The organism is Rhodococcus yunnanensis NBRC 103083 (assembly GCF_001895005.1).
GTDB classification, from domain to species: Bacteria; Actinomycetota; Actinomycetes; order Mycobacteriales; family Mycobacteriaceae; genus Rhodococcoides; species Rhodococcoides yunnanense.
The window spans coordinates 364,028-389,657 of sequence record NZ_BCXH01000002.1 but is presented as its reverse complement, the minus strand read 5'-3'; the positions used below and the strand labels follow the sequence as shown (position 1 = coordinate 389,657).

At 62.5% G+C, this 25,630-nt stretch carries 27 protein-coding genes and 2 pseudogenes; 16 read left to right on the top strand and 13 right to left on the bottom strand.

Translation table 11 applies throughout. The features are described from left to right. Positions 1-181 precede the first annotated feature (181 nt). Entirely contained in the window at positions 182-415 is a 234-nt protein-coding gene (locus tag RY1_RS30505) for a hypothetical protein (protein WP_503629800.1), read from the bottom strand. Between the two features lie 119 nt (positions 416-534). Here RY1_RS30505 and RY1_RS30955 point away from each other — a divergent pair, with 119 nt between their 5' ends. Then, positions 535-888, top strand: coding sequence for an antitoxin VbhA family protein (locus RY1_RS30955; RefSeq protein WP_371829452.1), 354 nt, complete (start codon positions 535-537; stop codon positions 886-888). A 310-nt stretch (positions 889-1,198) separates the two neighbouring features. Here RY1_RS30955 and RY1_RS30490 read toward each other — a convergent pair whose 3' ends face one another. The 5 genes and pseudogenes from RY1_RS30490 to RY1_RS06115 all read right to left on the bottom strand — a co-directional run bounded on the left by RY1_RS30490 (position 1,199) and on the right by RY1_RS06115 (position 3,793). After that, a complete protein-coding gene (locus RY1_RS30490) occupies positions 1,199-1,540 on the bottom strand; it encodes a hypothetical protein (protein ID WP_245819507.1) in 342 nt (113 codons plus the stop codon). A 1,014-nt stretch (positions 1,541-2,554) separates the two neighbouring features. Next, on the bottom strand, positions 2,555-2,833 hold the full coding sequence (locus RY1_RS06130) for a winged helix-turn-helix transcriptional regulator (RefSeq protein ID WP_072802614.1): 279 nt from the start codon (positions 2,831-2,833) through the stop codon (positions 2,555-2,557). Beyond that, positions 2,830-3,234, bottom strand: coding sequence for a VOC family protein (locus tag RY1_RS06125; RefSeq protein WP_072802613.1), 405 nt, complete (start codon positions 3,232-3,234; stop codon positions 2,830-2,832). The genes RY1_RS06130 and RY1_RS06125 overlap by 4 nt, the downstream gene beginning before the upstream one ends. A gap of 107 nt (positions 3,235-3,341) precedes the next feature. After that, positions 3,342-3,458 (bottom strand): annotated as a pseudogene (locus tag RY1_RS30485) (short-chain dehydrogenase/reductase); the annotation flags it as partial. Beyond that, positions 3,455-3,793: a hypothetical protein gene (locus RY1_RS06115; protein WP_072802611.1), complete on the bottom strand. Its 339-nt coding sequence runs from the start codon at positions 3,791-3,793 to the stop codon at positions 3,455-3,457. The gene RY1_RS06115 and the pseudogene RY1_RS30485, both read right to left, overlap by 4 nt. A 136-nt stretch (positions 3,794-3,929) precedes the next feature. Here RY1_RS06115 and RY1_RS06110 point away from each other — a divergent pair, with 136 nt between their 5' ends. From RY1_RS06110 to RY1_RS06090, 5 genes are all read left to right on the top strand, one after another. Beyond that, complete coding sequence (locus RY1_RS06110) at positions 3,930-4,760, top strand: MerR family transcriptional regulator (RefSeq protein WP_072802610.1); 831 nt, start codon at positions 3,930-3,932, stop codon at positions 4,758-4,760. A gap of 63 nt (positions 4,761-4,823) precedes the next feature. Next, positions 4,824-5,960 (top strand): epoxide hydrolase family protein, encoded by a 1,137-nt coding sequence (locus tag RY1_RS06105; protein ID WP_072802609.1) that lies wholly within the window; start codon positions 4,824-4,826, stop codon positions 5,958-5,960. Positions 5,961-6,029: 69 nt separating this feature from the next. Beyond that, positions 6,030-7,058 carry an LLM class flavin-dependent oxidoreductase gene (locus RY1_RS06100; RefSeq protein WP_072802608.1) on the top strand — a complete coding sequence of 343 codons (1,029 nt, stop codon included), beginning with the start codon at positions 6,030-6,032 and terminating at the stop codon, positions 7,056-7,058. Between the two features lie 253 nt (positions 7,059-7,311). Further along, entirely contained in the window at positions 7,312-7,563 is a 252-nt protein-coding gene (locus RY1_RS06095; RefSeq protein ID WP_072802607.1) for a hypothetical protein, read from the top strand. Positions 7,564-7,873: 310 nt separating this feature from the next. Next, a complete protein-coding gene (locus RY1_RS06090; protein ID WP_072802606.1) occupies positions 7,874-8,089 on the top strand; it encodes a hypothetical protein in 216 nt (71 codons plus the stop codon). Positions 8,090-8,502: 413 nt separating this feature from the next. On the opposite strand, the gene RY1_RS06085 is transcribed toward RY1_RS06090, so the two are convergent. Then, positions 8,503-10,959 carry a hypothetical protein gene (locus RY1_RS06085; RefSeq protein ID WP_072802605.1) on the bottom strand — a complete coding sequence of 819 codons (2,457 nt, stop codon included), beginning with the start codon at positions 10,957-10,959 and terminating at the stop codon, positions 8,503-8,505. Between the two features lie 394 nt (positions 10,960-11,353). Between RY1_RS06085 and RY1_RS06080 the strand changes: the two genes are divergently transcribed. Next, on the top strand, positions 11,354-11,860 hold the full coding sequence (locus RY1_RS06080) for a hypothetical protein (RefSeq protein WP_072802604.1): 507 nt from the start codon (positions 11,354-11,356) through the stop codon (positions 11,858-11,860). A gap of 159 nt (positions 11,861-12,019) precedes the next feature. Here the strand turns inward: RY1_RS06080 and RY1_RS06075 are convergent, their stop codons facing one another. After that, the gene (locus tag RY1_RS06075) at positions 12,020-12,661 is read right to left on the bottom strand and encodes a TetR/AcrR family transcriptional regulator (protein WP_072802603.1); all 642 of its coding nucleotides are present in this window, start codon (positions 12,659-12,661) and stop codon (positions 12,020-12,022) included. 115 nt (positions 12,662-12,776) lie between these two features. Between RY1_RS06075 and RY1_RS06070 the strand changes: the two genes are divergently transcribed. The 3 genes from RY1_RS06070 (at position 12,777) to RY1_RS06060 (ending at position 14,896) form a co-directional block, all read left to right on the top strand. Next, positions 12,777-13,535: an enoyl-CoA hydratase/isomerase family protein gene (locus RY1_RS06070; protein WP_072802602.1), complete on the top strand. Its 759-nt coding sequence runs from the start codon at positions 12,777-12,779 to the stop codon at positions 13,533-13,535. Positions 13,536-13,643: 108 nt separating this feature from the next. Next, positions 13,644-14,450, top strand: a complete 807-nt coding sequence (locus tag RY1_RS06065; RefSeq protein ID WP_072802601.1) for a maleylpyruvate isomerase N-terminal domain-containing protein — start codon at positions 13,644-13,646, stop codon at positions 14,448-14,450. Between the two features lie 68 nt (positions 14,451-14,518). Further along, complete coding sequence (locus RY1_RS06060; protein ID WP_245819506.1) at positions 14,519-14,896, top strand: hypothetical protein; 378 nt, start codon at positions 14,519-14,521, stop codon at positions 14,894-14,896. Positions 14,897-14,918: 22 nt separating this feature from the next. On the opposite strand, the gene RY1_RS06055 is transcribed toward RY1_RS06060, so the two are convergent. Continuing rightward, a complete protein-coding gene (locus RY1_RS06055; RefSeq protein ID WP_072802600.1) occupies positions 14,919-15,560 on the bottom strand; it encodes an NAD(P)-dependent oxidoreductase in 642 nt (213 codons plus the stop codon). 17 nt (positions 15,561-15,577) lie between these two features. Then, complete coding sequence (locus tag RY1_RS06050) at positions 15,578-16,945, bottom strand: MFS transporter (RefSeq protein ID WP_072802599.1); 1,368 nt, start codon at positions 16,943-16,945, stop codon at positions 15,578-15,580. Positions 16,946-17,045: 100 nt separating this feature from the next. Between RY1_RS06050 and RY1_RS06045 the strand changes: the two genes are divergently transcribed. Further along, positions 17,046-17,789 (top strand): TetR/AcrR family transcriptional regulator, encoded by a 744-nt coding sequence (locus RY1_RS06045; RefSeq protein WP_169914576.1) that lies wholly within the window; start codon positions 17,046-17,048, stop codon positions 17,787-17,789. Positions 17,790-17,796: 7 nt separating this feature from the next. Here RY1_RS06045 and RY1_RS06040 read toward each other — a convergent pair whose 3' ends face one another. Then, positions 17,797-19,251 carry an MFS transporter gene (locus RY1_RS06040; RefSeq protein WP_072802598.1) on the bottom strand — a complete coding sequence of 485 codons (1,455 nt, stop codon included), beginning with the start codon at positions 19,249-19,251 and terminating at the stop codon, positions 17,797-17,799. A 250-nt stretch (positions 19,252-19,501) separates the two neighbouring features. Between RY1_RS06040 and RY1_RS31105 the strand changes: the two are divergent. Together RY1_RS31105 and RY1_RS06030 are read left to right on the top strand one after the other, a co-directional pair. Continuing rightward, positions 19,502-19,645: pseudogene (locus RY1_RS31105) on the top strand (class I SAM-dependent methyltransferase); the annotation flags it as partial. Between the two features lie 202 nt (positions 19,646-19,847). Beyond that, a complete protein-coding gene (locus RY1_RS06030; protein ID WP_072802597.1) occupies positions 19,848-20,054 on the top strand; it encodes a hypothetical protein in 207 nt (68 codons plus the stop codon). A gap of 80 nt (positions 20,055-20,134) precedes the next feature. On the opposite strand, the gene RY1_RS06025 is transcribed toward RY1_RS06030, so the two are convergent. Continuing rightward, entirely contained in the window at positions 20,135-20,935 is an 801-nt protein-coding gene (locus RY1_RS06025; protein WP_072802596.1) for a phosphatase PAP2 family protein, read from the bottom strand. Between the two features lie 106 nt (positions 20,936-21,041). Between RY1_RS06025 and RY1_RS06020 the strand changes: the two genes are divergently transcribed. The 3 genes from RY1_RS06020 (at position 21,042) to RY1_RS06010 (ending at position 24,195) form a co-directional block, all read left to right on the top strand. After that, a complete protein-coding gene (locus tag RY1_RS06020) occupies positions 21,042-21,719 on the top strand; it encodes a winged helix-turn-helix domain-containing protein (RefSeq protein WP_072802595.1) in 678 nt (225 codons plus the stop codon). Between the two features lie 187 nt (positions 21,720-21,906). Further along, positions 21,907-23,277: a sensor histidine kinase gene (locus RY1_RS06015; RefSeq protein ID WP_072802594.1), complete on the top strand. Its 1,371-nt coding sequence runs from the start codon at positions 21,907-21,909 to the stop codon at positions 23,275-23,277. A 246-nt stretch (positions 23,278-23,523) separates the two neighbouring features. Next, positions 23,524-24,195: a response regulator transcription factor gene (locus tag RY1_RS06010; RefSeq protein WP_084727216.1), complete on the top strand. Its 672-nt coding sequence runs from the start codon at positions 23,524-23,526 to the stop codon at positions 24,193-24,195. A 4-nt stretch (positions 24,196-24,199) separates the two neighbouring features. Here the strand turns inward: RY1_RS06010 and RY1_RS06005 are convergent, their stop codons facing one another. Continuing rightward, complete coding sequence (locus tag RY1_RS06005) at positions 24,200-25,630, bottom strand: HAMP domain-containing sensor histidine kinase (RefSeq protein WP_072802715.1); 1,431 nt, start codon at positions 25,628-25,630, stop codon at positions 24,200-24,202.

Below are 25,630 nucleotides of genomic sequence, written 5' to 3'. Positions count from 1 at the left end.
CAGCCCCCAGCACGTATAGTAAACCGACGGCGACGGTGACGCTGTTCGCCGGAAAGAAATAGCGGAACCGACAGTCCCGAAGAATCGCCGCGATCGTTCTGGACGGCGCACTGTCGGTGCGGAGGTGTCAGCAGCTCCGAAACCGGCTGTCCATATGCGTCGTTCGCCGCCCAGCATTTGACTACTGATCGAATATTCGGGTCATCTCGTCGCGTTTGGTAGACATCTGGTTCTCGATGGATACGGCATTCGCGACACCCAGGACTAGTGCCAGCACAGCCAACACACGGATGATAACCGGCGCTCCGAGGAAGAACGCCAGTGCAGTACCCCCTGCAATTACCGCAACTCCGGTCCAGATCGGTCCGCTGCCGGTGAGGAGGCTGACTGACTGCATCGACATGATGAGCCCTATGGCGATGAGAACGAAGGCTCCAAAGCTGACCGCTGTTTTGCGGCCCTTTCCGGTCTGCGGGGACGCTGTCGGCGCCGGCGGACCCGACCAGGACTGCCCGTTCCAGTAGATATTCTTGGATGGATCAGTCGGGTCTGGGTACCACCCTGGTGGGGGAGCTGGGTTCATTGGCCGAAGGTATCAGGAACTTCCCGTGGTTCTGCCAGCGTGTGCTCATACTGGGGGACTGCGACCGAGTGGGTGGTGTCGTCCGGTTCCTGTGGGGTTCAGGAGATGTTGGGTTGGCGCTTCGACGGCGAACGGGTGATCGTGCGCGGGCGATAGATGCTGCTCGAACCAGTAGTGCACTGGAGGGTGGTCGCAGTACCGATGCCACCCGCGTGGATCAGGAAGCGGATGTCCGGGGTGAGATCGACATCGCCGGGCTCGGATCCCGGGGCGTGGTCGGTACAACGTTTTCCGGTGAGGCTTGACGGGGTGTCAGGGGCGTGCCGCTAGGAGGATGGGGACCTGACTTGTCGTTGCGAGGTATGGGGTCAGTTCCGGTGATATGTAGTTGGTGAAGCGCCCTATTCGTCTCAGTGAACCGTTGAGTTCGGCTCGGTTGACGGATTCGTGGTGGGCTACGCCGTTGCGGAGTTTGCGAAGGTCATCGAGCCCGGAGTGGATCTGTTGCCGGTTGGAGCCGGTAGGGAACAACCTGTTGTAGGTGCGGTTGCCAAATGAGCGGTGCGTTTCGTGAGCTGGTCATCAAGACCCGGAATCCGAATGTCAGCTCTGCCATTACTTTTCCGGGTGGTGCGCTGGGGCCCCAGCGGCCCTGCGGGCTTTTTCCAGATCTGCGTGGGTGCGTGTGGCGTTTGGAAACAGCAGGGTGGCGGATCGCGTGTCGGTCCAGTGGTTGTCACCGTGGGCATGAGCGCCGAGGAGTGCGCGGTTGTACATGTTGCGCAGGCCCACTTCGACGTGCGCGAAGTCGTGGAGGAGTGCCGCGTTGACGCAGGTGTTCCACTCGCGCAGTGCGAGCGCCCGGACTCTGCTGCCGCCGGCGAGTCGCAGATAGGTACCGAAACGTTTGGGACTCAGCCACTGTTCGACCCAGGGTCCGGGCGCTTGTGTTGTCACGGTTGGCAGCCCTACCAGACGGAGCTATCGTGCGTAGTGCACAGGCCGGTGCTACGTCGTTGGACGTGACCCGGTTGAAGAAGTTCGAAGAACCCGGTATTCAGCTCGAGCAGCTGACCCGGGTTCCTTGCTTTCGATAGGCTGCCATGTCGCAAGGTCCGAGTTGCCGGTCCGAGCGGCGTGGAATGGCGGTTCCGAAAAGCGTGGTTTCAGGGGATTCGAACTCATCACTTTGAAACGGGGTGGAGTCGAGTGGCCACGACGGTCCGTTTAGCCGATGTGGGACCATGCATGACGCCGGTGGACCGAGATGCAGCCTTCGGTGGTCATCGTTTACTCATAACTTTGGGGCGAATGCGGGTGGATTCACGCGGATGCCGGTGACCACTCGATTCCCCGAACACCCAGCTCAACGGGCCGATGATGGGCACGAGTGCATCCACTTGAATTGTGATCTCTTGTACAGCGGGTCCGGGGTTCGAGCCCCTTTTCGGTGTCGTGGACATATGAATTCCAGAACTGGCAATCGTGGGGTCAGATCCTCGTGCAGGATCGAGTTGTGGCCTCTGAGAAGGAGTTTGGCCGTTCTGCTACTCGATCGAAAGTTGCGACCGGACGCACGTGGACTACATGACATCATTCACTCATCTTTCTGACGTTTTGCTCCCATGCGGACCTCGGTGGTTCGCAGCGCGTTCAGTTGGACCGGTCGAGACGGTGAATTCGACTCTGTACGTTGGTCCTCGGCCACTGCGGCCGAGTTACTCGGCCGATTCGAGCAGTAGGTAGGCAACGTCACGGCCGCAGATGCACGTTCGCGGTAAACCCCGTTCCCCGGTCAAATTCGGTGACCCTTCACGCGTGGCGGGTCAGTCTGTAGACATGATCTCGGTCGCTGATGGCCATCGAATTCGGACGCACTTCGAGCTCCGAATGGTGGGCACGAAACTGCGCTTTGCGTCCTGTAACCCGACTGCGGAAAATCCTCGCGTGATGCGCAAGTCTCGGACAGCTCTATGTCTCGGTCGCCCAACGGCCCAGCTCGGTTATGGCCGCGCGCAAGGCTTGTCCACGATCGGTGAGCGCGTAGGCCCGCGTGTTGTGCTTGAGGGGTAGACGGGCCAGCACACCGGCGGTTTCGAGCTCACGCAGACGGGTTGCGAGGATGTTCGTCGGCACGCCGAGATCGCGCTGTAGATCGCCGTAGCGCTGCGGCCCGTCGAGCAGGCGCTCGACGATCAGCAGCGCCCACCGTGCTCCCACGACGTCGAGGGCGTCGGAAAGGTTGCTCACACAGACGGTTCTACGTCCGTCTTCATCCAGAACGGTGAGTAGTGATACCCGTCGGGGTCATCGAACTGGCGCTGGTACATGAACGGGTAGTCGTCCGTGTCACCGATACGTCCGCCCGCGGCACCGGCGCGATCGACGAGTTCGTCGACCGCCTCGCGGCTGCCGAGATCGAACGAGACAGTGACCTTCGAGGGTGTGCGGGGTCCGCCGACGAGTTCTTCGACGCCGCCGACACTCGCATACATCTCATGGCTGCCGAGCATGACGTACTGCTCCGAGGCGATCGCGAAGCACGACACGTTGTGATCGGACATCTCCGCGTTGAGGGTCCAGCCGAGAGCGGTGTAGAAGGTGGTCGCGCGCTCGACGTCGTCGACTGGGCAGGTGATGAACAGGCTCATGCAGTGAACACTTGCAAAATGCAAGTGCGATGTCAAGGCTCAGGCCGGCCTGGTCGGGTGTGGCTGTTCGTCAGTCGGTCAGGTGGGGAAATCCGCGCTGCGGGAGATTCGTCTGGGCGTCGGGAGGTGAGCGTTACGCGGTCTCCGGTCTCCAGCGCCATCTCAGCGAATGCCACGCCGAAGCCGCCGGGCGTGCCTCCAGTGATGAACCATCGTCTGCTCATGGTTCGATCACCAACTGGCTGATCAGTGCACCGTCGAGCGTGAAGCGGAAGTGCAGGTCGACGACCCCGCCGGGGAAGTTGCCCTCCAGGTGCTGCTCGACGTCGATTGTCGTGCCGGTAGTGGTGGCGCCAGTGAACTCGGAGGTATAGGTGTATTCGCCGACCGATGCCTTCAGCCACGTCGAGATCTCGTCACGGCCGGTGTAGTCGCGACCCTCATCGGTCACTACGGCTTCGGCGGTGAACGTAGCGGCCGCTCGGCCGTCCTCCGGTGTGCTGAGAGTGGTCATGTACGTCTTGATGGTGTCCGGGAGTGCATCCCATTCTGTGGTCATGACCCCACGGTGAGGCTTCCCCTTAGGGGACAGTCAACCCGGATCGGCTGCCGTCAGACCGGTAGACCTTTCCGTAGGGGGAACCTGCACAATGACCTCACCAGCTCGACGCAGGCGGAACGGAGAGGAGGACTCCATGGGCGCACAGGTTCCTATCGGTGACTTCGCCGTGATGAGCAGCCTCAGCAGGAAGGCGCTCCGGCACTACCACGACATCGGCATTCTCGAACCAGCCCACATCGACCCCTACACCCGATATCGGTTCTACGACACCGGCCAGGTCGACCACGCGCACATCATCCGCCGGTTCCGTTCTCTGGGCATGCCCATCCCCGACATCAAGGCACTGCTGAGCGCGAGCGACGCCGCGGCTCGCAACGAGATCATCACAACGCACCTCGAGCAGATGGAGGTGCAGCTGCAGCAGACCCGTGACACCGTTGGTGCGTTGCGTGAGTTGCTGTCTCCTGTGTCGATCCCCGCCCAGATAGGGGTGCGGCGTGAACCGGCGCTCGCCGTGTGGTCGATCGGCGCCACCATCGAGGTAGCGGAGCTGGACGGCTGGTTTGTGACGACGCTGAAGACACTGCGAGACGCGGTTGCCGCGAGTGCAGGCGGACCGCCGGTCGCCGTCATGGGTGGTCTCTACGACCGAGAGCTCTTTCTCGAATTACGGGGACCAGCAACACTGTTCGTGTCTGCGCCACAGTCCGAGATCCCGCCGGATGGTATCCGTGCCGAGGTGTTACCTCAGGCTGACTTTGCAGTGCTCACGCACCCAGGTGGTCACAACGAAAGTATCGACCGCAGTTACGGGGCCCTTGGCGTGTTCGCAAACGAACATCTGATCAGCGACCAGGGTCCGATTCGCGAACACTACATCGGGGCGACGCCGTCGGATCCGACGACATTCAGCGCCACGGAAATTTGTTGGCCGATTTTCAACACCACTTCGATACTCGAGTGAGTGCGGCCGACCAATAGAATTCTCCGGACCGCAGGTGTCCGCAATTGCTGCAAGTCTTGCGTCGTGGAAATCGAACCTGTCGAATTGCACATTCCGACAACCGAACTCGATGACCTCCGTCGTCGACTTGCCGAAACGCGCTGGCCGGAACCGCTACCCGGCGACAGCTGGGACACCGGCGTCCCGACGGGCTATCTGCGACGGCTGGCCGAGGCGTGGACTACCGAGTACGACTGGCAGGCCAGAGAAGCACGGCTCAACGCATACCCCCAGTTCGTCACCCGGATCGATGGCACCCGAATCCATTTCGTCCACGTTCGATCACCGCACGACGACGCCTTGCCGTTGGTTCTGACCCACGGTTGGCCGGGCTCGATCTTCGAGTTCCTCGACATCATCGATTCCTTGACCGACCCGCCCGGCTCCGCCCATGCCTTCCACGTCGTGATTCCTTCGCTACCGGGTTTCACGCTGTCCGGTCCGACGTCTGAGCCTTGGTATACCGACCGGATTGCAGAAGCATGGGTGACCTTGATGGACGGGCTCGGTTATCGCGAGTTCGGAGTCCAGGGCGGAGACATCGGCGCGGCGGTATCTCCCGCGGTCGCGCGAATCGCCCCTGACCGAGTGGTGGGCGTGCATCTGAACGGCTCGCAAGTGTTCGTGCCGCCGGACGACGTCGACGAGGACACGAAGAACTCACTGTCCGAGCTTGAACGTGACCGGCTACGTCGCATCGCTGAGTTCATGGAGAAGGAGTTCGGCTACATCGCCGTGCAGTCGACCCGGCCCCAGACCTTGGCATACGGCCTCACTGATTCACCCGTCGGTCAATTGGCGTGGATGGTCGACAAGTTCAAGGCATGGACCTGGCCGTTCGACGCTCTCCCCGAGGATGTACTGGGTGTGGATCGACTTCTCGATCACGCTTCTTTGTATTGGTTCACGCGCACAGCAGGCACCAGTGCGTATACCGGCTATGCGACCGAGTCGTGGGGGCCCGCGCCGACGCCGTCCAATGTTCCGACAGCATTCGTGCAGTTTGCGCACGATGTCGGAATACGTCGGTTCGAGGAGCAGCAGAACGATGTTCGACACTGGACCGACGTCGATCGCGGCGGCCACTTCGCGGCGATGGAGGAGCCGGCGGTTCTCGTCGACGACATGCGGCGGTTCTTCGCCGGACTGAGACGGAATTAAAACCCAGCCGTATGGTTGAACCTTCCACCAGATCGGCCTAACTGTCGATCGCTACCGGAAGGTCCAATCATGCACGTGGGCGTGGACAGTTTCGTATCCTCCGTGACCGATCCGACCGACGGCCGGGTGATCAGTCCGGCCGAGCGGATGGAGCACTTGCTCGAGGAGATCGCGCTGGCGGATCAGGTGGGCCTCTATTCGTTCGGCATCGGCGAACACCATCGAAGTGAGTACTATGACTCGGCACCGTCGATCATTCTGGCTGCGGCTGCTGCTCGCACGGAACGGATCCGGCTCGGTAGCGCCGTCAAGGTGCTCAGCGCCGACGACCCGGTGCGCGTGTTCCAGGAGTTCGCGACGCTCGATCTGATCTCCAAGGGGCGAGTCGACCTGGTCGTCGGACGTGGCTCGTTCACCGAGTCCTTCCCGCTGTTCGGCTTGGACCTGCACGATTACGACTCGCTCTTCGCGGAAAAACTCGATCTACTTCTGCAGATTCGTGACAACGTCGAGGTCACGTGGCAGGGCCGCCACCGGCCCGCTCTCGATCGTCAGAGCATCTACCCGCGGCCGATGCAGGATCCGCTGCCAGTTTGGGTCGGAGTCGGTGGGTCGCCCGAATCCTTCGTTCGTGCAGGCCTTCTGGGCCTACCGCTGATGGTGGCGATCATCGGCGGCGAACCCCGTCAGTTCGCTGCACTGATCGACCTGTATCGGCGCGCGGGAGCCGAAGCAGGTCACGCGCCAGAGAAGTTACAGGTGGGCCTGCACGTGTTCGGATTCGTCGCCGAGTCCACCCAAAAGGCTGCAGACACTATTTACCCCGGATGGCACGAGATGTTCACCAAGGTCTCGCGCGAACGCGGCTTTGCCCAGCCGACCCGCGCACAGTTCGACGCGACGTCGGGTCCCAATGGTGCGTTCTTCATGGGCGATCCGGCGACCGTCGCCGAGAAGATCAAGCGAATCAGTGATCAGGTGGGCGGCGTCGACAGACTGTCACTGCAGATGACCAACCCAAGACTGGCGCACAGCGATTTGCTCCGGGGGATCGAGTTACTCGGAACCGAGGTCGCCCCGCTGGTCGCCACGGAGTGACGTCCGTCTTTGCACTTTGTTTGCACTCCGCTCGTATTGTGCAGGCAGGAAGGGTCGCGCGGTCCGTCTGCTGTCTGCCGTGATGATTTCCGCGTTGTCGATGACTGTCGGTTGGTGAGCACGAGCTCTGCGTAACCTCTGCAGGCGTCGACCATCCGGCATCGTCGAGGACTTCAACGGTCGTTTCGTGATGCACTTCCACAATCGTGCCTCACGAAGACCATGACAAGATGCCAATGCTGGAGGTGGTTGAATGACCGATGTTGGACGACGCGTCGTCGGCGGGACGTTTCAAGTCGTAGGCGGTCTGGGTGTCGGCGTAGCAGCGGTGTGGGTGCTCTGGCAGATCCTCCCCTTCGCGACGGCTGTGGGTGTGTTCTGCGCTTCGCTGATCACGACACTGTTGCTTGCTGCCGCTCTCGCGTACCGATTCCGCGTAGCAGGGATCGCCTTCGGAGTGTCGTCGACTGCACTCAATCTGATTCTCGCCGCCGTGCTGATCTGATTGGGAGATTGCCGGCATCAAGTTGTCATTCGTTCGGTGTGATTGATTGTCGTTCGTCACAGCCGGACAAATATGTTCGACTCACCTCTACGACTGCTGCGCACGAGGTGTCCGTATGGTGCGGTCGCCGACGCGTCGATCCACGTGCCCTCGGTATGCGGAAACGCTGGCCTACTTGGCATTCAACCGACACCGTGACGTGCCGATGGTAGAGATTGCCGACTTCGTCTGGCCGCGAGACAGACCGAGGACTGGGAACGCCGCACTTACTCCGCGGGGTCGCGGCTGGTGTCGAAGGTGGGCGAAACTGATGAAGGCAGACTCGGTGCCCAGTCACAGTGTCTCCTCGCACGGACAATCGGTGCTCTTGGTACTCCCGGCGTCGGTGGATGTCGACGTGGAGCCGGCCACACGCAGCGACTCCGACATCGTCCAAGTCATCGCGGAGCCATCCGAGTTGGGCTTCGGCGTCGCTATCGCCGTAGGTGCGTTCGAATGCCCGACATTGACCGCAGTCATAGTTTGAGAGTGAGGGGAGGGGAGGGTTGTTCTTGTGTAGGCGGTTCCGGCGGCTCGAATATCGGTGGTAGCGCGCGGTTGGTCATCTTTTCGACTCTGGTGGGTTCGAGTGGACACCTGGGTGGAAGAGGTTTGGGTGGCTGGTCTCGACCCCGGGGTGGATGTGAAACGGCTATCTCTTACTCATCGACACCTTCTGCTCGCGCTGCCGCCCACATCTGGTTCGGTTGGTAGTCGATGGTGGTAGCGCGGCAATGGTCACTCCGAGCTGGGGCTGCCGTGTTCGAAGTCGGATCGGCGTGCACGTTTCGGAGTTCAGCCCGTTGACCGAGCCTGCGCGGGAGTAAGTTCGGTGTGCCCGGGATGACACCCGTGCCGCCCCACGTCGTGCGGCGGCACGGAACCCGTAGTGCTTCAGTGTCAGAACAGGTCACATCGCGGTGGCGAATTGTGGTTGGCCTGGTGCATTTCGGGGCCGAAGTACCGTGGACTGAAGAAGTCGTACAGATTGATTTCGAGTTGCGCGGGTCCTCCTCCGAAGAGAGTATTCGCGAGCGACTGCGACATCGAGTTTTCCCGCTGACTAGCGAGACCCATCTCCGGTCTTTGTCTGGTGATGAACATGCTCCAGGGTGCTGGTCTGCCTTCATCGCCGAAACTCCACGTGGCGGCCATTTGCGCATTGGCCGGCATATCGCTCCACGGGTAGTAATCCAATATTCTGCCGAATCGATCGTAGTCGGTACCGCAGATCAGCCCGTTCGCATTGTTGGGGCCGAGCCCAGGCGGGGTCCCGCGAACCAGCCAAGGAAACGCCACCGGCGTCAGTTTGGTGGCGAACCAGGTTCTGATGCCCTGTTCCAGGCTTTGCAGCAACGCCTCGGGTTCGACCGGCGCTTTCCACCGTTCGCTGGAAATTTCGTTGTAGGCGGCTTCGAGTTTGCCGTAATCGGAGACCATGACCAGGGCGACGGAGGTGAAGCCGTAGGTAGCAGCGGCCAGATTGTCCTGTATTTGTTGCGAGAGTTGATCGATTCGTACCTGCGTCGGGTTGGCCAACGCTGTTCCGTTGGTCAAGCCGCCGATAGACGCGGTGAGACTGTAGATCGCATTGATCGGCCCCCAGAAGTCTTTCAGTGCCGGTTCGACCAGAGTCACCACACCCATCACGCTGCTGAGCACTTTGAATCCGTCTTGCAGGACCGTATTGGTAGGAGAAGGGGCGACGTCGCGGGCAACGGCGTCCCCAATGCTCTTTGCGCTGAGCGCCGCGTCGCCGCGAACCAGGCCCATTGCTCGCTGCGTGCTGTCGTAGTAGGTCTTGACCGTATTGAAGTAGTCGACCTCCTTCCGGAGCTGCGCCAACGCTGCGTCGAATTCCGCCTGCGTAAATGCTGCGTCCGTCGGCCTGACAATAGGGGCGGCGAGGGTGCGGGCGAGTGTGGCCCAATCTGCGTTGTAGTTCGTCCGGAACTTCTCCCGAATAGTGCAAGCAATACTCGTCGACGTGCATCCGGGAATTCGCACCTGTGATCCGATGTAGGACTCCGCGGCGCTGTTGATCGTCGGGAACGTCGATTCCGGCCCGGTCCCACCGGAGTACGACGGTTGATACATGATCGCGATCTGACGGGAATCCACCGTTCCAGTCGGCCCAGAGATCTGCGGCAGGTACGTGAAGTCGTGGCTCCGGCCCAGATATCCAGTGGCGGGACCGGGGCGGCTCAGCAGGGTTCCCATCTCGACCGCCGCTGACCCCACGGCTCTACCGCCCACCAACGAATAGTCGCTTGTGCCGTTGAGGCTCAACAGATTGAGCCGCGATCCACCGATTCGAACCAAGGCGTCGGCACCGTCCTGCCAGTCGCGAACGGGTCTGGGTCGGCCGAAGCTCTGCACGATGACAAGATATGGACGGCCGGCGTTGTCGACTCTGCCGGCGACCTCGGTCAACTTGGTGCTGAGTTCCCTGTTCCCAGTGGGATTCGACGTGACCACCGTGGCTTCGTATGCGGGAACCAATGTTTGGGGCTCGAAGCCTCGAATGACGAAACCGTCCGGACCCGATGGGTGAGAGGTGTACGTCGCGGCGCCGATCGTCGTCGTCACCGAGCCGCCCACCGTATCGCCCTCGGTCCGCGTGGAGTAGGTCAACGGCGGAGGAGGAGTGAAGTCGTACCGTGCGAGCCGGGGATTCCATCGAAGCAGGCCCGTTATGTCGCCGCCCGCTCGGTCACCGACAGCCGTACCGACCCGGGTGTACGCGACTCCGGTTGGAGCACCCGCTTTTCCGATCATCGAGAACGGGGCGCCGACCTCCATCCTGTCGAGGTCGCTGCGCGACAGCGACGCGCCGATCGAGTTGGCCAACCGGGTGACGAGCGAATTCGTGCTGGCGTTGCGGACGCCGTTCATGCCACTGATGACGACGATCGTGTCCGCGGTGTTCACGTACCCGGCGACGATGTCGTTGAACGACGACAGTCCGCCTGAATTGTTCGGTTGAGTGCCGTACTGCCGTAGTGCGCGCGTTTTCGCGTCGACCACGGCGATCAGCAAGTTCTGGGTATCGGTGACGTCGGGCACCGCAACGCCATCGAGAGTGATGAAGCCGGCCGGATTGTCGGCTAGCGTCTCGATCGGGACTCCGAGTACGGGTTCACCGGCGTTGGGCGACAGCAGATTCAGGCTCGAGCCTGGCCCCGTCGGGTTCGGGGAGCCGGGATCGCCGGGTTCCGTCGGATCGGGCCATCCTGCGCTGCCCGACGACCCGGTGCTGAACGAGCCGGTATCAGGCAAGGGCAGAGGAAGTGGCTGCGCCGCAGCGATTCCTGCGGCCACAACGGTCAGCGCGGTCGAGGCCGCGAACAGAGGCATCAGAAGGCGGGGCCTGACAAGGTGACGCGGCAACGCGGTATCTCCTCGAACGAGTGTAGGCGGCGACGGTGGTCGAGCCGACGCCGAATCTAAACCGCGAGTGCAAACATTTTGCAAAGATGCGCCCGATGGCCAGGGAAGTTGCTTGTGGGGGCGCGTGCATCCGGCACCAGTAATCGAGCGGGGAGTATGCAAAAAATATGCAGTTGTAAGCAAAATGGCCATGTCGAACGGCATCGACGAATACTTCCCCGAACACAATTTCGCCTAGGAGACTCCCGTGAATGGTCGATTCCGCTTTATTGCTGCCGCTACCATCATCGTTGCCGCGATAGCCAACTCCCTGGTAGCACCCGCCGCGACAGCGGTTGCGGAACCAATACAGTCGACCGCCGTGTCGAAGTACTTCAACACTCATATCCGCCTGAACGACGGCTACGGCGACCACTCGGCCGGGAACTGTTATCGATACCAACTCTTCAGCCGAGAAGGCACACGGTGCGAGAGAAACGGCTACTTCGACGCCGGGCATACCGCGGGGTTCAACGCAGTCAACGGCCACGTCTACTACGGCGGCACACCAAACGGGACCGAGTTGGCCTTCACCACCGCAGCCGGTTCCGTACTGCGGGGCACAATTCCTTCCCGCGCATCGGGTGACTTCACCATCACCGAATTCAGGGTGCCGGAATTCGGTACACTCGCGCGTCCCAGCCAGAAGCTACACCTCAACGTCACCTCGGAGGGTTTCGGTCTGACCGGTGATGCCTGGCAGGATTTCTACCTCAGCGGGAACCTCGACGTCGCCGTCCCGGCGACAGGAAACGGCACGGCAGGACTCCTCGATGACCTGTTCGGCGGTCTTTCGAGGCTTTTGAGCAGTGGGTCAGCATCGGACTAGATCTCTGCCGATTGCACAAGTCCACGTGCGCGCCGGCAAACGGAGGAATGAACGCCCGGTGCGTAATGAAAGTTAACCGCAGTTCAAGCACGGCAATTCAACCGTATGCAACCGGTAATACTGGACACGCGTCTGCGTACGCGAAACAGCGCGCCGCGGTCAGAGATGTCCGTCGCGGCTCAGGTCATCGTGTGAACGCACCGGATTCACCACACTCCCGTCAGGGCTGAACGAGTTGATGAGAGTGCGTGCCGCTTCGCGCGCCGCCTGGGCCCAGGGCGGTCCAGGTTCGGCGTGAGCGCTGGTCATGGTGCCGTCATAGAGAGCTGCGAGTTGTAAGACCAGCGTGTCGTTCGGGCTTGTGACACCTGTCGGACGCAGGAGTTTGCCGAAGAGCTCACGTACCCAGGCGCGGTGCCCGAGGTTGACGATGTGGCCCGGCGAGTTCGGGGACGACTCGGCCTCGGCATTGATGAACGGGCAGCCACGAAAGTCGTCGCTCTCGAACCACTCGCCGAGCAGGTCGAAGACGAGCAGTGCTTTCTCGTCCGGATTCCCTCCTCGTGCTTCGAGTTGGTCGGCGACATGGCTCTGCCAGGCATTGCTGCGACCCTGAAGATATGCCGCGACCAGGTCGTCCTTGGTCCGGAAGTAGGTGTACAGCGTGGTCTTCGAGACGTCGGCTTCCGCGGCGATCAAATCGACTCCGGTCGCATGCAGGCCACGTGTGTAGAACAGCCGGTCGGCCGTTGCCAGAACCCGCTCGAGCCCCGGCTTACGACGAGCCTTCGCGGTGGTCATGGTTCCACCCTACGCGAATTGAACAGGTCTGTGCACCCGAGTTGACAAAGACTGAACAGACCTGTTCACTCAAGGGCATGAACAGACCTGTTCAGTTACGACGAGAGGGCAAATCATGACCACCCCCGGATACTTCACCGAGTACAAGAATTTCGCTATCACCCGCGATGAGGACGGCGTCCTTCTGGTGCGCTTCCATACCGACGGTGGACCGCTCACTTTCACCGGCCAGACCCACGAGGACTTCCCGGTGCTGCTCGAACAGATCGCGCTGGACCGCGACAACAAGGCCATGGTGCTGACCGGTACCGGCGACTACTTCATGAAGGACATCGACGGACCGAGCCTCGGAGAGATCTTCAAGCCTGCGGCCTGGGAGAAGACCCGCGTGGAGGGTGCCAAGGTGCTCCAGCGACTGGTCGAATTGCCCCTTCCTGTCATCGGCGTCGCGAACGGCCCGGCGATCATCCACTCCGAGTACTTGCTGTTGTCCGACATCCACATCGCCTCCGAGCAGGCCACCTACGGTGACTTCCCGCACCCCGCCTTCGGCATCACCGGCGGCGACGGCGTCCAGGTCGTCTGGGAGGAGATTGCCGGGACCGCCCGCGCCAAGTGGCTGCTGTGGACCGGCGAGTCGATCGACGCCGACACTGCTCTGCAGTGGGGCGTGGTCAGCGAGGTGGTGGCTCACGACCGTGCAGTCGAACGTGGCCTCGAGATCGCGCGCGGCCTTGCCGGCAAGCCGGCGCTCTACCGGAGCCTGCAGAAGCAAACCCTGAACCGGAACCTCCGCAAGAGGATCGTGCAGGACGTCCCGTTCGGTATGGCACTCGAAGGCCTCACCGCCGCCGACATGCCGTACCAGAGCTGACGGGTCCGCACGTGCGTCGTCGACACGTGCATTCGGCGACAGATCGGACCCGGAACCTGGACGGCATCGGTAAGCAGACACCGCAACACCATTCATCAGAGGAGAAAAATGTCATACGCCGACAAGTCGACTACCGACAACACCCAGCGCACCTCGCGGTACTGGCTGGTCGCCCTCCAGGCTGCCTCGACCGATCTGCGCAGCCTCGCGGGCGAACTGAGCGACGAGGACCTGCTGCAGCCATCGTTCGTCGGCGCATGGACTGTGGCTCAGGTGCTGTCCCACCTCGGCAGTGGTGCAGAAATCTGCACCGATCTGGTCCGTCGCGGCCTCGCCGGCGACGAGAGAGGCCCGCAGCGAATCGAGCTCGTTCCGATCTGGGACCGCTGGAACGCGCTGAGCCCGAGTGAGCAGCGGGACGAGTGGAGTCGAGCCGACAGTGTCCACCTCGATCTCCTCACGAGCATCTCCGCCGATCAGGAGCAGTCTCTTCGGATTCCGTATTTCGCCGGACCGATGGACCTGACGACGTACCTGGGCTACCGACTCTCCGAGCACTCGCTGCACGGCTGGGATGTGGCCGTGGCTTACGATTCGTCCGCAACCGTGGGCCAGCTGGACCTGGTGTGGCAGCGAATCGACATGATTGCCAACCGTTTTCATGACCACGCCACAAGGGAGCAGCTCGCCCCGCGTCGCGTTTCTCTCCATCACGACGGTCAGCACGATTGTCTCGATATCGCCGACGAGGTCCACATCGGGGTCAACGACGACCGCGCTGCGCACACTGCCGTCACGGCCACGACGGACATCCTGACGCGGCTGGTCTACGGCCGTGTGCGTCCCGGCGACTTCCTCGACATCACCGGACCGACGACTCGCGACGAGCTCACACAGCTGTTCCCCGGATTCTGACAGACGAGTATGTAAATGTCCGGCAAGTCGGTCGTAACGTCCTGACGTGCGCCAGCGAATGAGTGTCTATGGGAAGCAAACTTATTGCTGCAGCACGAGTTAGCGCGGTCGTATCCGGTCTGGCCGCCGCGTCGATCGTCGGTTCCGGTGTTGCCTCTGCCGGTCCTCAGGACTGCGCCGTCGCGCACGATTCTTTCAGCGCGTCGGTTACCTGCCACGACACCGGCGCTCCGCCCAGGCGAGAGTACTACCTCAGTATCGAGTGCTGGGGTCTTCACGGCATCCCCAATGCCTTCCCGTTCTACGCGGTCGGGCCGTACAACGCGTCGACCAGCTCGTTCGGGCCAACAGGTCAGGCATCGGGTACGTGCAGCTCGGGGTGGGGAACGATCGTGCCCAATGTCGGTGTGGTCACCGGTGCTCACGTGGAGACCTACGTCCAGTGAGCCTCGGACGCGCGCTGCTGTTTCATCGAGTGATGGTGGGATGCTTACGGTTCCAGGTGGCGTCCTCGGTGCAGGCGATGACGAAGTCGGCCACGTCTTGCCGAGGAACGCTCACGCCGCCGACCGGATTACTTCCGTTCTCGACACGGTAGTGGCCGGTCGCCGGTTGGTCCACGAGCCGTCCTGGTCGGACGAACGTCCAATCCAGTGTGCAGGCACCCACAACCGATTCCATATTTGCCATGTCGGAGTAGGTGTTACGCATGAACGGCAGCAGGAGCTTTCGGTACCACCACGGGTGGCCCGGATCGTCGGAACGGACGCCACTCGAGGTGATTGCGATGAACCTCTCGGCACCCGTTCCGGCGGTGGCATCGACGACCGCGTTGGCGGCATTTGTGTACAGGCCGTTCGACTTTCGGCCGGAGGGACCGATTGCCGAGATGATGACGTCCCCTGTCCTGAGCAGGCGTTCGAGTGACCTCGCGTCCGAGGCATCTCCTGTACCTACCGCGAGCTTGTCATGAGGAGCCAGGCCGGCCCGTTCGGGTGATCGGACCACCGCGAGTGTGTCGTGGCCGGCACGCAGTGACGCCTCGACGATGAGGCGTCCGGTGCGTCCTCCGGCTCCGAGGACGACGATGCGGTTCGTTTGGTTCGACATGATGGTGGCTGTGCCTTTCAGAAGGAGGGCGTGGTGCGAGGAAGTCTCAGGACGAGAATTGCGGCCGTGACCATGAGAGCCATGACCGCTACGATGCCGGCGATCATGGTGGTCGCGTTGGTTTCGGTGAAGAATATGGTGCCGAGTACTGCGATGCCGAGTGCGGTGGCGATCTGTTGCAACGACGTCATGGCGCCTGCAGCGCTTCCGATTTCGTGTGTATCGGCGGTACCGAGGATTGTCTGGATGACCGGACCGAACAACAGACCTTGCCCGATTCCGATGACGAACACGGACAGTTCGAACGCGATCGCACCGGAATCCGCTCCGACTGCCCAAGCAAGTAGTGCTAGTCCGATGATCTCGACGACGAGGCCGAGGTGCAGGCCTCGTCGGCCGAATCGAAGGCGGAGTTGTGCGGCAATCGGTGAGCCGATTGCTATGCCGATGGCGAGTGGGGCAAGCGCGAGCCCGGTGTCGAGGGCACTGTCACCACTGCTGAGTTGGAGGTAGAGCGAGAGGAGAAGAGTCAGTCCGCCGGTGCCGGCGAAAAGCGCGATCGCGAGTGCGAGACCGGCAACGAAGGCGGGCTTACCGAGCAATGTCGGTTCGAGGATAGGGGCGCGGCTACTGCGCATCTGCCGTGTCAGGGCCCATCCTGCGACCGCTGAACCAGCCAGAAGTGCGAAACTCCACCACGGCCAGCCGGATTGGGGGCCGTCTATCAGCGGGAACACGATGAGTCCGGCGGTAGCGGCAACCAAGACAGCACCGACCGGATCGATCCGAACTCTATGGAGAGCGTCTTCCCGTGGCAGGCATGCGGCGGCTGCGACGATCACGAACACGCCGATCGGCACGTTGATGAGGAAGATCGCACGCCATCCGATTCCCGCGACGTCCCACCCGATAAGTGCTCCGGCGAGAATCGGTCCGCCGACACCTGCGATCGCGCTCACCGGTCCGAACAGCGAGAAGGCCCGCCCGCGTTCCTTTTCGCGCGAGAACAGTGCTCCGACAAGGCCATAGCCCTGCGGGATGAGAAGTGCGCCGAATGCTCCTTGCAGCGCACGCGCTGCAAGGAGCACTTCGATCGAGGGCGCGAGGGCGCACGATACCGATGCCACTACGAATCCTGTAGCTCCGATCAGAAAGATCTTCCGGCGGCCCCACCGGTCACCGAAGCGCCCACCCAAGATCAGGAGTACTCCGAACGGAAGCGTGTACGCGGCGGTGAGCCACAGCAAGACGGCGTCACTCGAGCCGAACGCCTCCTGAACCGACGGTCCTGCCACGATCATCACGGTCGCATCCAGCAGGTCCATGGCCGCAGCGCAGAGCACCGCCCATAGGGCGACCCATCTGCGGTCTTCGAGAGTTTTCATCGATGTCCTCACTCGGTCGCTGACTAACGGTGTCGGAACTAACAGTGTTCGTGACTAACACTGTACGTCGCAGACGGTGTTCGTCAAGTACGCTGAGTCGGTGATCACAACTGGTAGCGGGCGTAGTTCGGCTCGCACACAACCGGCAAAACCCGCGCTCAGCCGTTCAGCGATCGTCGAGGCCGCGCTTGCACTCATCGATGAGAACGGCCTCGCCACTGTGTCGATGCGCAAGGTTGCGACGCGGCTCGACACAGCCGCCGCTTCTCTGTACGTCTACGTCGACGATCGAAAGGACCTGGTCGAGGCGGCATACGATCTCGCTCTGGCCGGCGTGCGCACCCCGACTGCTGTCGAAGGATCGTGGCGAGACCAACTCCGACACGTTGTGGTCGATCAGATCGATGTCCTCGCCTCGCATGGCGACATCGCTCTCGTTGCACTTGCGGATGCGCAAATTGGTTCGAATTCGCTACGCATCACCGAACGGATTCTTTCGTTGCTTCGATCCGGGGGCGTACCGGACGAGACCTGCATAGCCGCTGCGGACCTCCTCGATCAGTTCGTCACCTCGAGCGCGATCGAGCAGGCCGCGTGGGCTCGAGATGCGCTGAGTGCAGGTGCCGAAGATCCGGTGAGTGCAAGCGGGGAGGCGATGGTCTCCTCGGCGGCGGGACGGATCAAGGCTGCGTACGACGCTTTGAGTGCCGATGAATTTCCGGCCATCACTGCTATCGAACCGCACTTGGCGCACACCGATCCGGCTGATCGACGCGCGTGGAAGCTCGACGCCGTCCTCGACGGCGTCACTGCTGCGTTGAGGTCTGTAGCACCCGAATCGTGAACTGCGGTCAGTGCGTCTGGAGTGTTTCGCTGCCGTCGCTCTCCCAGCTGGGCATGAGGTCCTCTCTGGTGCCGCGGATCAGTGTGAACGAGACCACTGCAGCGAGGAGCATGACGATGCCCGATGCGATGAAGGCGGCGGAGTATCCGTCGGTGAACGCGTCGAGCTGGGGTGTTCCGTTGTCGAGAGCTCGTTCGACGCTGCCGGCGTAGATGACGGTGAAGACGGCGAGTCCGATGGAGCCGCCGATGTGGAAGGTGGAGTTGACCGTTGCGGAGGCGACTCCTGCATCGCGTGGTGCGACGCCGATGAGCGCGAGGTTCTGCAGTGGTACGAACAGCATCGCCAGGCCGATTCCGAGAAGCACCAGTGCGGGCAAGATCTCGGTGACGTAGCTGCCGTCGGAGCTGATGCCGCTCAGGTAGAACAGTCCAGCGGCGACGAACAGAGGCCCGGCGATCATCATCGGTCGTGGCCCGTAGGTGTTGAGTGCCTTGGTGGCGAGTGGGACGAGGGCGAGGATCACTGCGGTCATGGCGACGTTGGCGAGTCCCGATCTCAAGGGGCTCATACCCATGACGATCTGGAAGTGGAAGGTCAAGTAGAGCATCGAGCCGATCATGATGGCTCCAACGATGCCCTGGACGATGAAGGCGCCGCCGCGGACGCCGTGAAGGATGACCCGGAGCGGGAGAAGTGGCTGTGCGACGGTCTTTTCGATCCACACGAACACGGTGAGGAGAACGAGTCCGGCGGCAAGAGAGGAGATGGTGTCGGCCGATGCCCACCCGTGCTCGGCGAGGGTGAAGCCGTAGACGAGGGCGCCGAGACCGGTGGTGACGGTGATGGTGCCCCAGATGTCGTATCGGTTGTCGCCGTCGGTTTTGCTTTCGTCGAGGAGGAGGACTCCGCCGATGATGCTGGCGATGACGAAGAGGACGTTGACGAGCAGGCACCAGCGCCAACTGGCGAATTCGGTGAGCACGCCGCCGAGGACGAGACCGACTGCGGCGCCGCACCCGGCGACGGTTCCGAAGATGGCGAATGCGGTGTTGCGTTCTCTTCCGTGTGTGAACAAGACGGTGAGCATGGCCAGGGCTGCGGGTGCGAGGAGTGCGGCGAAGGCGCCTTGGACGCCGCGTGCGATGACGAGTTCGACGCCGCTGTCGGCCATTCCGCCCCATGCGGACGCAACACCGAATCCGATCATGCCGACCATGAAGGTGCGTTTGCGGCCCCAGTAGTCGGCTATGCGGCCACCGAGGAGGAGCAGCGCGCCGAAGGCGAGCGCGTATGCGGTGACGACCCACTGGCGTTGGCCGTCGGAGAGTCCGAGTTCTTGTTGGGCTTGGGGGAGTGCGATGGTGACGATGGTGACGTCGAGTACGACCATCAGTTCGGTGAGCGAAAGGACGAGCAGCGCACACCATTTGGTGGTGCGTCCTGTGATGAGTGCGGGCATGCGGAGAAAGCCTCCTGGCTTCGCAAGCGGTGTCGCTGGAGGTTTCGAGCCTCGGATCTACGCGCTGATGCGCCCGACCGCCCCAAGCCAGGTAGCTGGGCAGAAAAACAACCTAGCAAGATTCGATTCGATAGCCAAGTGGAACATCGGGTGATCGAAATATGCTGCACAACTTGCATTTTCGTGATCAATGGTGTCGACGGCAGCGATGGAGGTCACCGTTTGACAATGCTCGAAATTCGTAGTCGAAGCGATCCAGCGGGCACGACGTGCTGTCGATCTGCGTACGGACTGGCCTGTGGATCTCGAGCGTGCGGGATTCGATCGGAGCGTGGCCACCGCGTGGTCGGCGGAAGGACTTCTGGCGTATCTTCCGGGGACGCTCACCGAGCGGTATGGGGTTACGGTGCCGGAACTGCCGGACGACGTGGCTGATCTGCATCGCGCCGACACCTACGTGACGGCGGGGAAGACTGGCTGATTACGTTCGTTGCGATACGACGGTGAATCCGCTCCGTAGCACTCGCACTCGTCGTAGCCTTCAAGCAAGGTGCCATGTCCGGCGCCTGGTTCACGAGACTCAGGAGGGAAGTTTCATGTCTGGAATCGCTGACAAGCTCGATAAAGCATACGAAGACAAGCCACTCGCCGAACTCGTCGACGCACCCGTCGAAGCGTTGCAGGGCGTCAGTCCGGGCGACGCTGAACACCTGAAGGCCGCGTTCAACATCAAGTCGATCGGCGACCTCGGTCGCAACAAGTATTTCCTGTGGGCGCAGTCCATCGCGAAGCTCGCCGAATAACGCCGAATCGCAGAGCCCGAGCAACCCGAACGTGGCGACGAGGGTGCTGGGGTCGAGGATTCCTCCGGCGAATGCCGATGTCATACGGCGGCTTCTTCGTCGAGATGCGAGTGGGACGGGAGTGTGCGGCCGGAGCCGACGCGGAGCGCGACCGAGCCGAGGGCGACCATGAAGCAGGCGAGCAACAGGCCCGCGCAGACGTCGGTGAACCAGTGGACACCGAGGTAGAGGCGGCTTGCGGCAACGAGTGCAGTGACGGCGAGGGCGGCGGTCATCAGCACCGACCGAAGTCTTCTCGATCGGTGCCCGAGCACGAGTGCAGTCATCATCAGCAGCGTCGCGGTTCCGGTGACGTGGCCCGACGGGAACGAGTGATCCGTCTCGAGTATCAGCTGAGTGCTCAGCGGTGGGCGCTCACGGCCGATGACGAGCTTGAGAAGTGTGCACGTGACCGCCGATACCGCGACTGTGGCCAGCAGGATCAGTGCAGGAACGTAGCGTTTGGTTCGCCGGATGAGTACTGCTGCGATCACCAATCCGTACGCCGCAGTTTCGGGCGGTCCGCCCGCGGTGGTGACGGCCATTGCGACTCGGTCGAGCAACGCACTTCGATGGTCGACGACCCAGCCCGTGATCGAACCGTCGGCGCTCGTCGACCATCCATCGGTGCGTACGGCGACGGCGAGGGTCAGAAGCGCAAGGAAGTATCCCAGCGCGGCCACGACCGGCGAATACGGATTACGGCGCGCGGCCAGCAGCCCGTAGACGACGAGTCCCAGCGCGAGAACGAGCGCGGTCGCCTCGATCTCGGCGCTAGCGGCCTCCGTCACGACCTCGGTGGCGAGGGAGTGCGCGGTGGTAAACGATGAGGAGTTGATCACGAGCTTCAGTGTGGAGGTCGTCTCCTGAAGAACCCCTGAGAGCGGGTCGCCCGCACACCGAGGTTCTGATCTACTCGGTCGACAGGACGAACGATCGGAGTTCGCAATGCGGGTCTTGGTGGTCGAGGACGAAGTACGCCTCGCGGAGATGGTCCGCCGCGGGTTGGTGGCCGAGGGCTTCGTCGTCGAGATCGCGCACGACGGTGACGACGGCTTCCACGCAGCCGTCACCGGAGATTTCGACGTCGTAGTCCTCGACATCATGCTGCCGGGAAAACACGGCTACAGCATCGTCCGCGATCTTCGGGCGCAGGGCGTGTGGACACCGATTCTGATGCTGTCCGCCAAAGACGGAGAGTACGACCTCGCCGACGCGTTCGACCTGGGTGCCGACGACTATTTGGTCAAACCCTTCTCCTTCGTAGTACTGGTGGCGCGGATACGCGCGTTGGTGCGACGAGGGGCTCCCGAGCGGCCGACGGTCCTGAGCGTCGGCGATCTGGAACTCGACCCGGCGCGACACCGGGTCACGCGTCAGGGATCGGAGTTGGCGCTCACTCCGCGCGAGTACAGCGTCCTCGAATTCCTCATGCGCAAAAGCGGTGTGGTGGTGACCAAGTCCGAGATCGTGCGCTCGGTGTGGGATGCCAACTACGACGGCGACGAGAACATCGTCGAGGTCTACATCGGCTACCTGAGAAAGAAGGTCGATCAGCCGTTCGGCCTCAGAAGCATCGAGACAGTGCGCGGCGTCGGCTATCGCTTGGCATCGACACTGTCGTAGCGCAGTGGCAGCCGTTTCGCCGATCGAGGTGCCGAGACTGTCGATGATCCAGAGGCAGAGCGTGACTTCCGGCACCGTGCTCGCGAGCGTGCGTGAAGCGGGCATGACCGCGGACTGCTGCAGAGCGTTCCTGAAGAAGCGCTGAAGATCATCGGCGGCAGGAGACCGGACGCATCAGACTGGGGCGATGCGTGTGAACTTCGATCGCCTCAGGCCGCATACGTGGACCGTGCGAGTCCGGTCGGCTGTTGCGTCGACCCTGGTCGTGGCGGTGTGCTTGATCGCCGCGGGTGGGGCACTGCTCGGGGTCCTGTACAACTCGCTGGAAACGTCCGCACGTACTGCGGCGGCCGCCCGCGCAACGCAGGTCGCAGAACAGCTCGAATCGAAGTCACCGTCGCAGATCGATGAATCGCTGCTCTCGACCGACGGGCAGATCGGATCGGTTCAGGTGATCGATTCCTCGGGTGGCGTCGTGGCCACTTCTCAGGGCGATCCGAAGGTGCCGTTGTCGACGAGACAGCTGGAGCCGTCGACGACAGCCGACCTGGGACGCGTCGAACTGGAAGCTGGCGATTTCTGGGTGACGGGGATGGGCGCGAACTCACCGAGCGGCCCGGTCACCGTAGTGGTCGGTGCCGACCGGGAGCCCGTCGAGAACGTCGTGTCGACAGTTGCGGTGTTGCTCGCGATCGTCGGCCCCATCGTCATCGCTCTCGTTGCGTTCGCCACGTACAAGCTCGTGGGCGCGGCTCTGAGCCCGGTCGAACGCATCCGCTCGCGCGTGGCGTCCATCTCCAACAGTCAGTTGGACGAACGACTTCCGGTCCCCGAGACTCGGGACGAGATCGCGCGGCTTGCAGTGACGATGAACGAGATGCTGGGCCGTGTGGAAGCGGGACAACGCGCGCAGCAACGATTTGTCAGCGACGCGTCGCACGAACTTCGAAGTCCCCTTTCGACGATCACCACCGCACTCGAACTCGCAGCGTCGAGGCCGGATCTGCTCGACGAAGCGTTGATCGACGACTCTCTGCTGCCGGAGGCGCGGCGAATGCGGAGACTGATCGAAGACCTTCTGCTGCTTGCTCGTTCGGACGAGACAGGGACGGTCGAGGGCGCGGTCGACGTCGACCTGGACGACATCATGTACGAGGAGACCAAACGAGTTGCGGCGCTCTCGAGCCTCGAAGTGGAATCTGCGATCGAACCTGTCCGGGTGAAGGGCGATCAGCAGGCTTTGGCGCGGGTGGTCCGCAACATCGTCGACAATGCCATCAGGTACGCCTCGACGCGCGTTCGCTTGGCGACGGCGCAGGCGGATGGCTACGCCACGATCTCGGTCGATGACGACGGTCCTGGGGTTCCGGAATCCGAGCGCGGCCGCGTGTTCGATCGATTTGTCAGGCTCGATTCCTCGAGAACTCGCGACGACGGCGGCACGGGTCTCGGCCTGGCCATCGTCGCGGGAACCGTTGCAGCGCACTCGGGTACGGTACAGGTCGTCGAGTCACCCTTGGGTGGAGCGCGTTTGGTGATCCGCCTGCCGCTACAGTGAGGAGCTCGAGTTGCGCCGAACGATGGGCGCTGCGTCTGACACAGTGAGCGCCATCGCGGTCCGATACACGGCGTGGTAGATGTAGCGGCAAGGCCGGTGGTGGTGCTCATCAGGATCTCCTCGTCGAGCTGTCACATCGTTGTCGGTCGATACTGCGGCCGAGGGGAGCTGAGAGCCCGCTGAGTGTGCCCCTCGTCGGCTCGTCTGCAAGCTCGCTCTCAGCTGGTGTGGTCCACAATGATTCTCGTGCGCATTCTGGTAGTGGAGGACGAGGAGTTGCTTGCGGCGACCATTCGGCGTGGCTTGGAGGCAGATGGGCACGTGGTGGTCGTTGCGACCGATGGCGTCGATGGTTTGTGGCGCGCGACCGAGGAGACCTACGACGTTGTCGTCCTCGACATCATGATGCCTGGCCACAGCGGTTACGAGGTGCTTCGCCGGATGCGGGACAAACAGGTGTGGACGCCGGTGATGATGCTGACTGCCAAGGACGGAGAATTCGATCAGACCGATGCGTTCGATCTCGGAGCCGACGACTACCTGACCAAGCCGTTCTCCTTCCGCATCTTGCGCGCCAGGCTTCGTGCCCTGGTGCGCCGCGGGGCACCCGAGCGACCCGCAGTCCTGGCCGCAGGTTCATTGACTCTGGACCCGGCTTTGCGCAGAGTCGAACGCGGTGGAGATGAAATACGATTGACGGCAAAGGAATTCGCACTGCTCGAGTACCTCGTCCGCAATGTCGGGGTGGTCCTGACCAAGATGCAGATCCTGCAGAACGTGTGGGACGCCCACTACGAGGGCGACGACAATGTCGTCGAGGTCTATATCCGGTATCTGCGGAAGAAGATCGACCTGCCCTTCGGAGTTGCCTCGGTGGAGACGGTGCGCGGGGCGGGGTATCGAATTGTCGCGCTCTGAACAGTCAGTCGGTAGAGACGAACGGTAACCGTACCGACACCAGCGTGCCACCGCCCTTACGTGCGGTGATGACCACGTCCCCGCCGTGAGCCTGCACGATCTCGGCGACGATGGACAGGCCGAGACCTGCACCGCCCTGTGCTCTGCTGCGGTGTTCCTCGAGCCGGACGAATCGGTCGAAGACTCGGACGCGGTCGTGCTCCGGAATGCCCGGTCCGTCGTCGCCTACCTCGAGGTAGGCGGTATCGGCGTCGTGTCTGACCTCGATCTCCATTCGGGTGCTGGCATGCCGGCCGGCGTTGACGGTGAGGTTGCGCAGTACCCGGGTCAGTGCGCTTGGATCACCGTGGACGCGGGTCGGGGAAAGGTGGACGACGACTGTGTGCGGTACCTGTGATCTGACCAGCGCGGCTTCACCTCGGGCGATGTCGTCGAGGTCGACGTCTTCGAGTCGGATCGGCATCCCGTTCTCGTCGGCGCGTGCGAGGACCAGCAGGTCTTCGACAAGGCTCTGGACCCGGGTCACCTCGGGGAGCAGAGTGTGATCGAGCAGATCGGCATCGATCGATCCCAATGATTCCCGGCCCAGCTCCAACACCCCGGCGATGGTGGCCAGCGGGCTGCGCAGTTCGTGGGATGCGTCGGAGACGAATCGACGCTGCGTTGATTGTCCGGTCTCGATGCGTTCGAGCATCGCGTTCATGGTCTCGGCCAGAGCGGCTATCTCGTCTCGGTTCTCCGATACGGGGAGACGCTCGGTGAGATCGGCCGCGCTGATCTCGGACACTCGGCGTCGCAGTCGCTCCATCGAACGCAATGATCGTCCAACCAGGTAATACGTGGCTGCTCCCGCGATGGCGGCGATGATCGGTGCCAGAATCGCAAGGAGCACGGTCACCGTTGTGATGGTGTCGCCGGTGTTACCGTCGCTCGCGCCGATCACGATCGTGACAGTGCCGGTGCCGGTGCCGGTGCCGGTGGGCACGGTGGCCGAGGTCAGCGAGACGTGTTCGAGTCGGTCGGGCCGACGGTCCCCGCCGCGAGCTGGTCCGCCCGTGCCGGTCGGCCCGGAATTGCTCTGTGGACCAGCGGTGAGTGCGGTGTCGGGTGCGCCGGTCGATCCGCGGACGACAGCTCCGGATTCGTCCAGGATCTGTACGACGACAATGTTCTGGTCGGTGGCCAGGAGCAGTGGATCGATTCGATCGGGCGGACTCTGCGCAAGCGCGGCGGTGATGTCCTGCAGCCGGGTCTGTGTCGCCGAGTCGACGGTGGCCGAGGCGGAGGTCGAGACGTACCAGACCAGCGCGGCACCGCCGACCAGCAAGGCCAGTGCCACCGTGACGGTAGAGACGACCGCGGACCGTAGACGAATGGTCCACCTCGACCTGATCCATCGGGGGGTAGGCACGCGGGGCAGGTGGAACGAGGGCAT

Excerpts from the sequence above, each read along its gene's own strand:
- RY1_RS06065 (WP_072802601.1), top strand. The coding sequence starts at position 13,644 with ATGTCATACGCCGACAAGTCGACTACCGACAACACCCAGCGCACCTCG.
- RY1_RS06070 (WP_072802602.1), top strand. The coding sequence starts at position 12,777 with ATGACCACCCCCGGATACTTCACCGAGTACAAGAATTTCGCTATCACC.
- RY1_RS06125 (WP_072802613.1), bottom strand. The coding sequence starts at position 3,234 with ATGAGCCTGTTCATCACCTGCCCAGTCGACGACGTCGAGCGCGCGACC.
- RY1_RS06015 (WP_072802594.1), top strand. The coding sequence starts at position 21,907 with ATGCGTGTGAACTTCGATCGCCTCAGGCCGCATACGTGGACCGTGCGA.
- RY1_RS06030 (WP_072802597.1), top strand. The coding sequence starts at position 19,848 with ATGTCTGGAATCGCTGACAAGCTCGATAAAGCATACGAAGACAAGCCA.
- RY1_RS06005 (WP_072802715.1), bottom strand. The coding sequence starts at position 25,630 with ATGCCCTCGTTCCACCTGCCCCGCGTGCCTACCCCCCGATGGATCAGG.
- RY1_RS06100 (WP_072802608.1), top strand. The coding sequence starts at position 6,030 with ATGCACGTGGGCGTGGACAGTTTCGTATCCTCCGTGACCGATCCGACC.
- RY1_RS06060 (WP_245819506.1), top strand. The coding sequence starts at position 14,519 with ATGGGAAGCAAACTTATTGCTGCAGCACGAGTTAGCGCGGTCGTATCC.
- RY1_RS06085 (WP_072802605.1), bottom strand. The coding sequence starts at position 10,959 with ATGCCTCTGTTCGCGGCCTCGACCGCGCTGACCGTTGTGGCCGCAGGA.
- RY1_RS06040 (WP_072802598.1), bottom strand. The coding sequence starts at position 19,251 with ATGCCCGCACTCATCACAGGACGCACCACCAAATGGTGTGCGCTGCTC.
- RY1_RS06055 (WP_072802600.1), bottom strand. The coding sequence starts at position 15,560 with ATGTCGAACCAAACGAACCGCATCGTCGTCCTCGGAGCCGGAGGACGC.
- RY1_RS06050 (WP_072802599.1), bottom strand. The coding sequence starts at position 16,945 with ATGAAAACTCTCGAAGACCGCAGATGGGTCGCCCTATGGGCGGTGCTC.
- RY1_RS06110 (WP_072802610.1), top strand. The coding sequence starts at position 3,930 with ATGGGCGCACAGGTTCCTATCGGTGACTTCGCCGTGATGAGCAGCCTC.
- RY1_RS06075 (WP_072802603.1), bottom strand. The coding sequence starts at position 12,661 with ATGACCACCGCGAAGGCTCGTCGTAAGCCGGGGCTCGAGCGGGTTCTG.
- RY1_RS06095 (WP_072802607.1), top strand. The coding sequence starts at position 7,312 with ATGACCGATGTTGGACGACGCGTCGTCGGCGGGACGTTTCAAGTCGTA.
- RY1_RS06115 (WP_072802611.1), bottom strand. The coding sequence starts at position 3,793 with ATGACCACAGAATGGGATGCACTCCCGGACACCATCAAGACGTACATG.
- RY1_RS06020 (WP_072802595.1), top strand. The coding sequence starts at position 21,042 with ATGCGGGTCTTGGTGGTCGAGGACGAAGTACGCCTCGCGGAGATGGTC.
- RY1_RS30955 (WP_371829452.1), top strand. The coding sequence starts at position 535 with ATGGATCAGTCGGGTCTGGGTACCACCCTGGTGGGGGAGCTGGGTTCA.
- RY1_RS06090 (WP_072802606.1), top strand. The coding sequence starts at position 7,874 with ATGAAGGCAGACTCGGTGCCCAGTCACAGTGTCTCCTCGCACGGACAA.